Source organism: Arenibacter aquaticus, assembly GCF_003957295.1.
In the GTDB taxonomy this organism is placed as follows: Bacteria; Bacteroidota; Bacteroidia; order Flavobacteriales; family Flavobacteriaceae; genus Arenibacter; species Arenibacter aquaticus.
Map to the genome: position 1 here is coordinate 623,461 of NZ_RQPJ01000003.1, position 13,852 is coordinate 637,312.

The 13,852-nt window shown below is 36.2% G+C and carries 11 protein-coding genes; 9 read left to right on the forward strand and 2 right to left on the reverse strand.

What is annotated here, in order from left to right; all coding sequences use genetic code 11:
* Positions 1–45: 45 nt before the first annotated feature.
* Genes EHW67_RS09195 through EHW67_RS09210 form a run of 4 tightly spaced genes read left to right on the forward strand, consistent with a single transcriptional unit; the run spans position 46 to position 5,061 of the window.
* Positions 46–1,620: a sialidase family protein gene (locus tag EHW67_RS09195; protein WP_126162078.1), complete on the forward strand. Its 1,575-nt coding sequence runs from the start codon at positions 46–48 to the stop codon at positions 1,618–1,620.
* Position 1,621: 1 nt separating this feature from the next.
* Entirely contained in the window at positions 1,622–3,121 is a 1,500-nt protein-coding gene (locus EHW67_RS09200; RefSeq protein ID WP_126162079.1) for a sulfatase-like hydrolase/transferase, read from the forward strand.
* Positions 3,111–3,884: a creatininase family protein gene (locus EHW67_RS09205; RefSeq protein WP_126162080.1), complete on the forward strand. Its 774-nt coding sequence runs from the start codon at positions 3,111–3,113 to the stop codon at positions 3,882–3,884. Before EHW67_RS09200 ends, EHW67_RS09205 begins: the two co-directional genes overlap by 11 nt.
* A 37-nt stretch (positions 3,885–3,921) precedes the next feature.
* A complete protein-coding gene (locus tag EHW67_RS09210) occupies positions 3,922–5,061 on the forward strand; it encodes a sialidase family protein (RefSeq protein WP_126162081.1) in 1,140 nt (379 codons plus the stop codon).
* A gap of 86 nt (positions 5,062–5,147) precedes the next feature.
* Here the strand turns inward: EHW67_RS09210 and EHW67_RS09215 are convergent, their stop codons facing one another.
* Entirely contained in the window at positions 5,148–5,999 is an 852-nt protein-coding gene (locus EHW67_RS09215; RefSeq protein WP_126162082.1) for an AraC family transcriptional regulator, read from the reverse strand.
* A 136-nt stretch (positions 6,000–6,135) separates the two neighbouring features.
* Here EHW67_RS09215 and EHW67_RS09220 point away from each other — a divergent pair, with 136 nt between their 5' ends.
* From EHW67_RS09220 to EHW67_RS09230, 3 genes are read left to right on the forward strand one after another with little or no spacing between them, the layout of a single operon-like run.
* Complete coding sequence (locus EHW67_RS09220) at positions 6,136–6,918, forward strand: phytanoyl-CoA dioxygenase family protein (RefSeq protein ID WP_202911943.1); 783 nt, start codon at positions 6,136–6,138, stop codon at positions 6,916–6,918.
* Positions 6,919–6,947: 29 nt separating this feature from the next.
* The gene (locus EHW67_RS09225; RefSeq protein ID WP_126162083.1) at positions 6,948–7,931 is read left to right on the forward strand and encodes an aldo/keto reductase; all 984 of its coding nucleotides are present in this window, start codon (positions 6,948–6,950) and stop codon (positions 7,929–7,931) included.
* 6 nt (positions 7,932–7,937) lie between these two features.
* A complete protein-coding gene (locus tag EHW67_RS09230; protein ID WP_126162084.1) occupies positions 7,938–8,663 on the forward strand; it encodes a creatininase family protein in 726 nt (241 codons plus the stop codon).
* A gap of 4 nt (positions 8,664–8,667) precedes the next feature.
* Here EHW67_RS09230 and EHW67_RS09235 read toward each other — a convergent pair whose 3' ends face one another.
* Complete coding sequence (locus tag EHW67_RS09235; protein ID WP_126162085.1) at positions 8,668–9,390, reverse strand: FadR/GntR family transcriptional regulator; 723 nt, start codon at positions 9,388–9,390, stop codon at positions 8,668–8,670.
* A gap of 169 nt (positions 9,391–9,559) precedes the next feature.
* On the opposite strand from EHW67_RS09235, the gene EHW67_RS09240 reads away from it, so the two are divergent.
* Together EHW67_RS09240 and EHW67_RS09245 are read left to right on the forward strand one after the other, a co-directional pair.
* Positions 9,560–10,738, forward strand: coding sequence for an AGE family epimerase/isomerase (locus tag EHW67_RS09240; protein ID WP_126162159.1), 1,179 nt, complete (start codon positions 9,560–9,562; stop codon positions 10,736–10,738).
* Between the two features lie 196 nt (positions 10,739–10,934).
* The gene (locus tag EHW67_RS09245) at positions 10,935–13,556 is read left to right on the forward strand and encodes a sodium:solute symporter family transporter (protein ID WP_126162086.1); all 2,622 of its coding nucleotides are present in this window, start codon (positions 10,935–10,937) and stop codon (positions 13,554–13,556) included.
* Positions 13,557–13,852: the final 296 nt, after the last annotated feature.

The following is a 13,852-nucleotide window of genomic DNA, read 5'->3' on the forward strand; positions in this document are numbered from 1 at the left end:
ACAAACTTATTAACAAAAAAATTAAACATAAATAACTTTATACACATGAAAAAACAAGTTAGTTTATTTACCGCCTATTGTATTATAGCAATAGTTTTATTGTCGTGTGCAGAAAAAAAAGACTCACAACAGGTTAATATTTCCTATGAGGCTAATCAACCCGTAAGACCTGTACTTACCCTAAAGGATAAGAACAAAGTTGTTCAAATTAAATTGAACGTTCCAAATGAAGCTTCAAACCTAACGGTAACCTCTATGGACTTTAGTTTAGAAGGAACAACTAACCTGAAAGATATTACAGATATAGAAATATTCTCTTCGTTTATGGAGCCTCGATTTGAGACAGGAACCAAATTTGGAACAAGTAAACAAATCTCATACAAGATTAAGATAGATGGACATCAACCATTACAAACCGGGGACAATTATTTCTGGTTGTCAATGGCATTACAGGATAGTGTTAATTTATCCAATAAAATTAGTGCAAAAAGCATATCTATTACTTTGGCCAACGGGCAAGTACTCAAACCTAATAAAGATAGACAACAAACTGCACAAAGAATAGGTGTCGCATTAAGACAACACAATCAGGATAACGTGGATACGTATCGAATTCCGGGCTTGGTAACTACTAACAAAGGAACTTTGATTGCAGTTTATGACAACCGATATAACGGAAGTGTTGACTTGCAGGCAGACGTAGACGTAGGTATGAGCCGCAGTACAGACGGAGGTACTACATGGGAACCAATGCAAGTAATTATGGATATGGGTGAATATGGGGGTAAACCGCAAGATGAAAATGGAATTGGTGATCCATCCATTCTTGTAGATAGAAATACCGGAACTATATGGGTGGCAGCAGTATGGGCCCATGGACATCCAGGAAAACGAAATTGGCATGCATCAAAACCAGGCATGACTCCAGAAGAAACCAGTCAATTTGTTTTGGTGAAAAGCGAAGATGACGGCCTTACATGGTCCCCCCCTATTAATATCACATCACAGATAAAAAAGCCAGAATGGCAACTATTATTGCAGGGGCCCGGTAAAGGAATAACTATGAAGGACGGGACCTTGGTATTTCCTGCTCAGTTTAAAGATAAAGATAGGATGCCACACTCTACAATAATCTATAGCAAAGACGCTGGTCGTTCATGGAAAATTGGCACAGGCGCAAGGTCCAATACTACAGAAGCTCAGGTGGTACAACTGGATGACGAAAGCTTAATGATAAATATGCGCGATAACCGTGGAGGATCCAGAGCTGTGGCTATAACAAAGGATTTAGGAAAAACCTGGGAAGACCATATTTCCTCTAGAAGTGCTCTTATTGAACCAGTATGCATGGCAAGCTTAATCAGTTTTAATCATTCTGATAAAGGAAAATTACTTTTCTTTTTCAATCCCAATAATAAGAGGTACAGAAAGAATATGACCTTAAAAACAAGTTTCGACCAGGGCATTACCTGGCCAGTGAACAATCAATTGGAACTATTTGAAGACTCTTGTTATGGATATTCCTGTATGACGGTAATTGACGATAATCACATCGGAATTTTATACGAAGGAAAAAAGGAATTATACTTTGAAAAGGTAAATTTAAACGAATTGTTTTAATATGCAGGTTCCACCAATTATTTCCATCATATTCATCCTATTATTAGTGTTGAATTCTTGTAACACCGATTCGGAAAATAATTCTAAACAAAAAAACGAGTCACCAAATATTATATTGATAATGGCGGATGATTTGGGTTGGGGAGATGTGGCATATAATGGCAACAAAATAGTAAAAACCCCTCATTTAGATCAAATGGCCTCGGAAGGATTAAAACTTAATAGGTTTTATGCGGCTGCTCCAGTATGTTCCCCTACACGGGCCAGTGCTCTTACAGGAAGGCATCCATACAGGGTAAAGATACCGTGGGCCGGAGATGGATTTATTCATCCAAATGAATTAACCATAGCAGAAATGCTTAAAACCAAAGGCTATGCCACAGGTCATTTTGGTAAATGGCATGTTGGAGGAATGAGCCAGAGTTTTAAACAAAGTTATTTCCCTGGCCCCTTAACAACCTACTCCCCTCCTTGGGAGAATGGTTTTGAAGTATCGTTTTCCACAGAATCTATGATGCCTACCTATAACCCCTATTACCATGTTGGTGGAGATTATGGCGCAGATGAATATAGAATGATTCAAACTGAAGCTGTAACTCATGGTCAAAATACCGGAGGACATAGGTGGAGGGATGTTTACTGGACAGGTCCAGGTCAATTTTTAGATAGCAATCCCGGCGGTGATGATGCCGAATTGGTAATGGACAAGGCGCTGGAATTCATTGAAGAAAAAACAGAATTAGATAAGCAATTCCTAGCTGTAATTTGGTTTCATAACGTTCATACTCCTGTAGTTTCAGGTAAAAAGCATCGAGAACTCTATAAAGGTTTGACCACAAAAGAACAACATTGGTATGGAGCAATATCAGCCATGGACGATCAAATAGGCAGGTTGAGGGCTGAATTGAAAAATATGAATATTAGCGAAAATACAATCGTATGGTTCTGTAGTGATAATGGCCCTTCCTATATTCACAATCTAAACTCTGCAGGACCTTATAGAGGCAAAAAAGCGGAACTACTTGAAGGCGGAATAATAGTTCCTTCTATTATAGAGTGGCCTGCAAAATTTACAGCTCCAGCCATTATAAATACTCCGATGGTTACTAGTGACTTCTTCCCAACTTTGTTAGAAATAAGTGGTGTTAAATGGCAAGGTCAAGTGCCAATTGACGGAGAAAATGTTTTTCCAATTTTAACGGGGGATACAATACACCGAAAACAACCCATTGGATTTAGGTCACCGTTGCCGGTTCGACTTAACCTAGAAAAAACACAAAATGCAGAACAATGGGCCTACATAGATCATCAATACAAACTTATTTCTATGGATAATGGTAAAACCTATCAATTATACGATCTATCCGCGGATGTACGGGAAAGTGTTGATCTTTCTGAACAATTACCGGATATCAAACAAAAGTTATTAGAGGGATTGTTAACGTGGTCTCGTTCGATTGACACCGAATTAGAGATGCAAAATAATACCTATGAAAAATAAGATAAGACCTTACATTTTAGCAGAAAACAATTGGAAATCGGTAAAGAAAACAAAGTACACCGTGGCGGTATTACCTTGGGGAGCTACTGAAGCGCACAACTACCATTTACCTTACGCTACAGACAACATTTTGTCTGAGAATGCAGCAATAGAAAGTGCAAAATTAGCTTGGGAAAACGGAGCAAAGGTTGTGGTGCTGCCCACTATTCCATTCGGCGTAAACACAGGGCAAATGGATGTAAAACTATGCATAAACATGAATCCGAGTACCCAATACGCTATTTTAAAGGATACCATTCAGGTATTGGACACGCACGGAATAAACAAATTAGTTATTGTAAATGGCCATGGGGGAAACGATTTTAAACAGATCATTAGAGAGTTAAGTTTAGAGTTCCCTAAGGTGTTTGTATGTGCACTAAATTGGTGGAGCAGTCTGGACTCCAAAGCTTTTTTTAGAGAACCAGGAGATCATGCTGGCGAATTAGAAACCTCAGCAATGATGCACTTGAACCCTGAATTGGTTTTACCACTATCTGAGGCGGGACTAGGATCAGCCAAATCCTTTAAAATAAATGGACTAAAACAAGGTTGGGTCAAGGCACAACGAAAATGGACCAAAGTAACCGAGGATACCGGAGTTGGCAACCCTAAACTCGCCGACAAAGAAAAGGGAAAGATGTTTTTTGAACAATCCGTAAAAAACATAGGTAGTTTTTTGGAAGATCTTCATCAAACTGATATAGATGATATTTATGAATAACAAAAAATTTGGAAATTAATCAATTAAATTTTAAAACATGAAAAAAACTATTATTGGACTATTATTAATTACAGGGTCTTTCGCAATGGCTCAAAAAAAGGTACATCAAATTGCCGAAGGCGTTAAGGTGCATCAAGACCTATTCAATTCAACAATGGCGGAAGGGGTCGCCTGCTACAGGATACCAGCAATTGTAACAGCCCCTAATGGAGATGTCATTGCGGCCATAGATGAAAGGGTTCCTTCTTGTGGTGATCTTAAATATAGTAAAGATATTAATATCGTGATCAGAAGAAGTAGTGATAACGGAAAAACATGGACGCCAATTGAAACAGTGGTGGATCTCCCATTCGGTAAATCGGTATCTGATCCTTCAATTATTGTAGACGAAGATACTAAAGAAATATTCATGTTTTACAATTATATGGATTTGGAAAACGAACGCGATATCTATTACTTCCATATGGTAAAAAGTTCTGACAACGGTAAGACTTGGAGCCAACCACAAGACATTACAAAACAGATTGCTAAAGAAGAATGGAAAAATGATTTTAAATTTATAACCTCTGGACGAGGAATTCAAACTAGCTCAGGAAAATTATTACATACTATGGTAAATCTAAATAATGGATTACATCTCTTTGCAAGTGATGACCATGGAAAATCATGGTATTTAATAGATACTCCAATTAAACCGGCAAATGAATCCAAAGTAGTGGAATTAGCCGATGGAAGATGGATGATCAACTCTAGAGTGAACAAAAGCGGGATGCGATATACCCATATCTCCAATGACGAAGGAAAAACATGGACAACTTCTCCAGAACCAGAACTAATAGATCCTGGCTGTAATGGCAGTATAATAAGGTACACCTCCATTGAGCAAGGGTTTAAAAAAAATAGATTACTCTTTTCAAATGCAAAAATGGAAAAAGGAAGAAAGAACATGACCGTTCGAATTAGCTATGATGAAGGTACAACTTGGTCAAAAGGTAAAACTATTTATACCGGGGGTTCGGCTTATTCTTCTTTGACCGTTTTAGAGAATGGGGATATCGGATTGTTCTTTGAAAAAGATGGCTATAAAGAGAATCCATTTGTAAGTTTCTCTTTAAAATGGCTGACCGATGGTGATGATAAATGGAGAAAACCCTCATCAAAACAAAAAGGACATTAGTAAAGTCTATCCTAATAAAATATTAAGAATATTAATTGGGCTTGTATGATGGCTAACAACCTGTACAAGCCTTTGAACTATTTCAATCAATCTAATCTTTTTAAGTACTCTCTTGGGCTACAGCCAATCACTAACTTAAACTGTTTATTAAAATTTGAGATACTCTGGAAACCACTCATGAAACCGACTTCGGCAATATTAAACTGCCCCTCACCCAAAAGCCTACAGGCATACCCTGTACGGTACTCGTTTAAATAAGCAAAGAATGTTCTTCTTGTAATTTTTTTAAAATATCTACAAAAGCCCTGATTGGTCATATTAACAAGGCTAGCCACTTCCGTCAACGATATAACTTTGTTAAAATTTAAATGAACGTAATTATAGATCAAATTTATTTTACGATAATCATTTTCCTTGTAGGCAGGTATGTAAGCAGGGCTTGTTATGTATTCATATGTTGGTTTTCTCCCCAAAATCTCAAATATAGATAATATATCAATAACGTTTTGCATAGGATTAGTACCCCTATACACTCTAAACATTTTGTCAGCAATGACTGAAATATCATTGCCGGTAAACTTCAACCCTCGTGAGGACTTATTAAAAAGTAATCGCAATTGATCGAGCTCCTGTCCTTCTAACCACTCCCCCTTCCATAATCCACTGTTCAATTGTATTACCAAGGATTGAGAATACTTATTAATAGCATAAGTACTTTCCCATGAATGAGGAAGATTAGGCCCTAATAAGAAAAGGTCTCCACTATTAAATGTAACTATTCGGTCACCAACAAAGCTTCTTCCACTTCCATTTTTTATATAGGTAAGCTCGTATTCCGGATGAAAATGAAACAATCCGTCAAATCGAGGAACTTCATTATTCTTTACAACAAAAAGACGTTCCTTATCTATTTCTATTTTTTGGTATAAAGGCTTCATTGTACTACAAAAATAACACAAGGAAATACTTAAACCTATTAGAAAAGTGAATATAGTAGCACAATACTATCATATTGATGTAGTATTATGTCTATAAACAGGCCAATTTTGTAGTTATAACTTCAAATAAAACTTTATGAAACACGTAGATGATTTAATGGACAAGACCTTTTGTAATAAGCTTAGACAAGATTTTTTAAAGGACGGATATATTTTATTCCCAAAATTTATTCAGAAGAATGAAATTGAGAAGATTAATCAGAGATTAGTGGAATTAATTAATACTAAAATAAACGACATGCCTGCTAAAGATGTGTATTACGAAGACATCAATAATAAGGACACATTAAAGCAATTACAGCGACTATTTGAGTACGATCCACTCTTTTACAATATGATGTTTGGTAGTAGGTTTCAGAAATTGGCATCCATACTTTTAGATGACAATGTGATAGGAAAAAACATTCAATACTTTAATAAACCTCCAAGAATAGGAAAACCCACTCCTCCGCATCAAGACGGTTATTATTTTATGTTAACACCAAATGAAGCCGTTACCATGTGGATGGCATTGGAGGATGTTAACAGTGAAAATGGATGCGTAAGGTATGTAAAAGGATCTCACAAATATGGAATACGTAGTCATGGAAGAACGGAAACCTTAGGCTTTTCCCAAGGAATAACAGATTATGGTTGCCCTAATGATCTTGAAAATGAGGTCTTTCATCCTACCCAGGCTGGTGATTTATTAGTACATCATTCATTAACCATACATAGGGCAGATGGAAATAAAAGTAATCGTTCTAGAAAAGCCATGGGGTTCATTTACTACGCTGAGAAGGCACAAGTGGACAAGACAGCTCATGAAGAATATGCAAAAAATTTAGCATCTGAATTATCCAAACAGAAGAAAATTTAAAAACCATTAAACTTTAATTTGATAAATATATGCAGTTTAGAACATTCGGTAGAACTGATTGGAAAGTAAGTGAAATAGGTTTTGGTGGTTGGCAATTGGGAGGCACTTGGGGCAAAGTAGACGATCAAAACTCCATAGAAACTCTTTTATATGCGTTCGAAAACGGGATTAACTTTGTAGATACGGCCTTTGCCTACGGAAATGGTCATAGTGAAAAGGTGATCGGAAGAGCACTGGACCAATGGAATTCTGGAAAGATATATGTAGCTACCAAAATTACCCCTATATTAAATATAAGAAAATCTTTAAGTATTGAAGATTTCCCTTCTATTGAAGACTGTTATCCAAATTGGCATATCCGAGAAATTGTTGATGGCAGTTTGCAAAGGTTAAGAACAGAACGGCTGGATTTAATTCAGCTTCACCTATGGCTTGAAGATGGCATTACAAACCTTGAATGGCTAGATACGCTAAAAACACTTAAAAAGGAAGGTAAAATAGATAAGATAGGGGTATCCCTAGCTGACATTAGGCCGGAACAAGGTTTGGAATTAGCTAAAAGTGGTTTAGTAGACAGCATACAAGTTCTATTTAATATGTTTGAACAAGAACCTGCTGACTCCCTGTTTCCCGAAAGCTCTAAAACGGGCACGGCTATCATCACTAGAGTACCATTAGATTCTGGTGCATTATCAGGATCTTGGACTGAAAAAACAATTTTGCAATGGTCAAAAAACGATAAACGTCATTCAATGTATAAAGGCAATAGATTTAAAGAAACTTTGAACAGAGTAGAAAAATTAAAACAAATATGCTCGCCTTATTATTCTACACTTGCCGAAGCCGCCTTAAGATACTCATTATACCCAAAAGAAGTATCAGTGGTTATTCCTGGTATGCGCAATAAACACGAAGTGGATCTTAATATAACCATTTCCGATGGAAATAAATTTAATGAAAAACTTGTTGAATTGTTGAAGCCTTATAGATGGAAACATGAATTTTATAATTAATAACTAATGACAGTAAAACCCCTAGAACATTTACAATTTGAACGATTAAACCCCCTTGAAATCGACCAAGTCTTACAGCAAAATTCCCTGGTTTACATACCGTTAGGGGCTTTTGAATGGCATGGCCTACATTTACCTGTTGGCCTGGATAGTCTAACATCACATGGAATTTGTTTACGTGCAGCGGACAAAACTGGAGGACTGGTCATGCCTCCTTTTTACTATGGCATGTCTGGCAGTATTTGGCATCACCCACATACTATACTTATCGAGGACGAAGAAATTTTCTTAAAAATTTTAAAAACCACCTTAACCCGGTTAGAAACAATCGGAATAAAAAAAGTTGTCATTTTTACCGGTCATTTTTCTTTAAAGCAGTTAGAAGCACTAATCACCTTAAAGAAAGACTGGCTCAGTATTCAAAACTCTCTGGAGTTGTCAATATTTTCTATTAGCGATTGTCCGACAGTAAAAATAGAAGCCGATCATGGAGCTATATTTGAGACCTCAGTCCTGGCTGAAATAGATCCTAATCTAGTAAAATTGGAAAATTTACCCCCAATAGACACTTACCCTGCTAATGATCCAGATGGCAATAGTAAAGGAGATCATAGGCGGGATCCGAATAATATTTTATTTGGCATTTTTGGGGATGACCCTAGACATTACGATAAATTAACCGGTAAAGTGATAGTGAATAAGATTGTAGATTGGTTAATCCAATCAATTTGAAATATTATATCTTTTTTTTATAAATTCTATCAAAATGTGGTTCAAGGTGCCTCCTCATAGCTGTTCGAAAAGTATCAGGTGTGCCCACTTTTAAATTATCCATCAGCATTCTATGCGTAACAAATTGCCCACTTGAATATTCATATTCTTCTAAAAGAAGATCGGAATGATTAACGTAAACATACTCAAAAACTGGAAGAAGTAAATCTTGAAACTTTTTCAAAGTATCATTATTGGACATTTCATATAGTTTGCCGTGAAAAGCGACTTCTTTGTCCAATGCAAAAACAGACGTTTTAGAAGAGCTTTCTTCTTCCAATTCAACAATTTTTTCCAACTCTAACATGTCTTTCTCTGTTTTATGCTCGAATAAGAAATCAGCCATGCCCATTTCCATTATAAGTCTGAGCTCAAATAAATTTTTAAGGGTATCAGACCCAAGAAGTGTAGGATCGAGGATACGTTGAAAGTTATTCATTATATCAGGATTGGTCAAAACCATCCCCCTATGCTTTTTGGACTCTATTATACCGAGTGTACGTAACCTTAATAGCGCCTCTCTGACAACGGTCCTACTAACACCAAATGATTTTGCAAAATCCAATTCTTTAGGAATGGCATCACCAGCTTTAAGCCTATTTTCTTTAATATATTCAAGCAAACCTAATTCCACCTTATCAACTAATGAAGAGGTCTCAATAGGCTTAATTTTCGATAGTTTTTTCATCTAATTCTCTATAGTTTGTTTATGACTAGAAAAAGTAATTCTACAAAATTACTATAGTTATCCATTATGTCACACATTTTTTTTTAATGAATAAGTTAATTATATAAAATTATCCTAATATAATAAAAATTTACTAAATTTGAATTATGTATAACATAATAATATGCGAATGGTTTATTCTGAGATATATAAAAATGCATTATTTAACGATATAATCCCGTTCTGGGAAAAGCATTCACTAGATAATAACAATGGAGGTTACTTCACATGTTTGGACCGCAATGGCGACGTTTACGATACAGATAAGTTTGTTTGGCTGCAAGGTAGGCAAGCCTGGACTTTTTCTATGCTCTACAACAATGTAGACAGAAAAGACAATTGGTTGAAAACTGCAAAATTGGGAATCGATTTTATCAGGAAATATGGTATGGACAAAGACGGAAATTTCTATTTTTCGCTCACAAAATCGGGTAAGCCACTAGTTCAACCCTATAATATATTTTCAGACTGCTTTGCTGCTATGGCCTTTAGCCAATATGCCAAAGCTACCGGAGACCAAGAAATAAAATCCTTAGCAAAACAAACCTATTTTAACATAATAAATAAAAAAGAAAACCCTAAAGGCGTATATGAAAAAAGTACCGACTATCGCCCCCTCAAAGGCTTTGCCTTGCCCATGATACTCTCAAATTTAGTTTTAGAATTAGAAGATGTTTTGGATTCAAAAGAAGTGGAGAAAACCATCAACTACAGTGTGAAGGAAGTAATGGAAGTGTTCTATCAAAAAGACTCAGGAATTATTTATGAATTTGTTACACCTGATGGAACTATTGAGGACAGTTTTAATGGTCGACTATTGAATCCAGGACATGGAATTGAAGCAATGTGGTTTATGATAGATATCGGGGTAAGAAGCAAAAATGAAGACTTGATAAAAAAAGCTACAAAGGTTATTCTCAACATATTGGAATACAGCTGGGATGAGCAATATGCTGGCATATTCTATTTTATGGATGCAAAGGGCAAACCTATGCAACAACTAGAATGGGATCAGAAGTTATGGTGGGTACATTTAGAAACATTGGTAGCCTTGTTAAAAGCCTATGAACATACCCAAAACGAAGAAGTATGGAAATGGTTTCTAAAGGTTCACCGATACTCCTGGAGCCACTTCCCTGATCCTGAAAATGGGGAATGGTTTGGGTACTTGAATAGGCAAGGGAAACCTTTGAATAGCCTGAAAGGTGGCAAATGGAAAGGATGTTTTCATGTGCCAAGGGCAATGTATCAGTGTTGGAAAAGCCTAGAACAAATTGAGTGTATCCAAAGTAGCAAGAAAGTCAAATAAGATTTCTGTAATGTCCATAAATTATATAAGTAAATTGAATTCATTCTCATATTATAATTCAGTTGCTTATTAATTAAGACAAATTGACATTTCCTAAAATTTACAATATGACACTTGTATATGTTAAAAGATAATATTTAGCACATAATTTATTCAATTACATTGTATTTATTAAAATCCAATTAAAAAACATTTCATGAAGGTATATAGATCAATTTTTTGCTCATTTTTCCTTTTACTCCTTTCCTCATTGCTGTTCTCGCAAAACTCCACAAGCATAGACCTTACTTACGAGCCCGCGCTACCTCCATTGGCCAATGACAATGTATCCTTGGGATACGCCGGTATGATGGGTGGTGTTCAGGATAACATTGTGATTGCGGCGGGTGGGGCCAATTTCCCAGCCGGGAAACCCTGGGAAGGGGGTACTAAAGAATGGTATGACTCTATATATTACCTTGAGAATGGAACTTGGACTCTATCAAAAAAAACTTTACCAATACCATTGGCATATGGGGCATCTGTTTCTGTCCCTGGAGGAATACTATTTATTGGTGGCAACAACAAAAACCACATCAGCAACGAGGTGTTTCAGGTCTCATTTAACAAAAGCAAAAAAGAAATAGAACTGGAATACTATCCTAATTTGCCCGAACCCTTGGCCTATACCAACGCAGTCTATACAGATGGTTATGTATATGTTGCTGGGGGAATGAATGAGGAGACAAGTTCAAATTCCTTCTATCGGATTAACCTAGAAAATAAAGATCACTGGGAAAAGCTTCAAGATTTTCCAGGAGAACCCCGGGCCGTGCATTCCATGGCGGTACAGGAAACTTCCACCTCCAAGAGCATTTTCTTAATAGGTGGAAGGAATCAAAAAAAAGACGAAGTATCTACCCATCTGACCAATTTTCTTTCCTATGATATCAAGAAAAGGCAATGGAAGAATGAAGGAGATTTGGTACTGAACGGCTCAAAAAAAGTAATCATGGGTGCCTCTGCAGAACCATCAGGATCCATGCATATCCTGGTCTATGGAGGGTCAGATAAAGTGTTGTTCGAGCAATTGGAATCATTGGCAATAGAGATTGAAACAGCAAAAAATGACAGTATTGCACAGTATTTAACAAAGAAAAAAAATCAAATTCTCATAAATCACCCAGGTTTTAGTAATGAAGTATTGGCTTATAATACTATGACTAACAAATGGTTTATTTTTGATACCTTAGACGTTAAACTTCCTGTTACCTCCCTAGGCATAAAAAAAGAGGACAGTTTCTTACTAGTTTCAGGAGAGGTCTCCCCGGGAATACGGACTCCGAAAATCTTTAAATTTCAAGATACCGAGGCAACCCACGTTTTTGGAGTTCTTAATTATGTAGTGTTAATTTTATACCTACTAATTTCCTTATTCATTGGGGTTTATTTCGCACGTAAACAAAAATCAACCGATGATTATTTTGTTGGCGGTGGTAGAATTCCATGGTGGGCTTCGGGATTAAGTGTCTTTGGCACACTTTTAAGCGCAATAACTTTTATGGCCATACCAGCGAAATCATTCACAACGGATTGGTCTTTCTTTATGCTGAATATTGCAGCTATTGCAATAACACCAATTATTGCCTTCATTTTTATTCCATTTTTTAATCAGTTACATATAGCAACGGCATACGAATATTTGGAGAAAAGATTCAACTATTTTGCCCGGGCATTTGGCAGTATTTCATTTATCATTTTCCAATTGGGAAGAATAGGAATAGTGCTTTTGTTACCTTCATTGGCCATCTCTATAGTTACAGGTATCTCCGTAGAAACCTGTATTTTATTAATGGGGATATTATGTGTTCTTTACACCACTTTTGGTGGTATAGAAGCAGTAATTTGGACCGATGTATTGCAAGTAATTGTACTTTTGGGTGGTAGTATTGTCGCTATAATCTGGATTCTAATGCATACAGATTCCTCCATAACTGAAATAATAGCCTATGCCTCCGAAAAGGAAAAGTTCAATATATTGAATTTCGACATCAATTTTACCGAATCCACATTTTGGGTAGTCTTTATAGGAGGATTAGCTTCTGCAATGGTCACACAAGGAACCGATCAAACTGTAGTTCAACGATTTTTAACCAGCAACAATATCAAGGACTCACAGAAGACATTATACACTAATGCATTTCTTACACTTCCCGCGACCATCATATTTTTTGGAATAGGCACATTATTATATATTTTTTACTCTGAAATGCCTGAGAAACTTTCTCCTGCAATTTCCAATAATGATTCGCTATTTCCTTGGTATATAGTAAAGGAGCTGCCTAAGGGCGTTTCGGGCTTACTAATTGCAGGTATCTTTTCGGCGGCAATGTCCAGTATCAGCAGCAGTTTAAATTCAGTTTCCACAGCATTTTGCAACGATTTGTTCAAACGGTACAATCCTAATATACCGGATATAAAACTACTTAAGGTCGCTAGGATCATAACCGTTATTATAGGAATATTAGGAGTTATATTGGCCTTATGGATGGCAAATTCGAATATTAAATCCTTATGGGACCAGTTTTATAGATTTCTAGGATTGTTTACTGGAGGATTGGGAGGTATGTTCTTATTAGGAATGCTTACCAAACGTGCCAATTCCACAGGTACAATAATAGGCTTGGTACTAAGTGCCTTATTATTATGGTATGTGAGTGTCTACACCCCAATAAATTTTCTTTTATACTCTTTAATAGGGGTCGGTTCTTGCTTTATTTTTGGCTATATTTTTAGTCTAATCTTTAAAGATAAGACAAGTAGATCAACCCGCACCTAAGAAAAGACATAAGCTCTGCACAGTATGAAATTCGAAAATAGAACCGAATCAGGTCCCAATAGAAAGCTACGACACTTATAAAATTTAATTATTGTGTCATAAAATGCAGTAAACAAAGGAATTGACAGTTACCATAATGGCAACAAAAATAATATTATATCGATTGCAATTGCAGCCAATTTTTTCCATTAAGAACCTTTGTAAGAAAGGTATTAAATAAAAAAATACTATAAAATAATCCCAAATAAAGAAAATTTAAACCAACATACAATTAGGATGAACACCTAAATAACCTC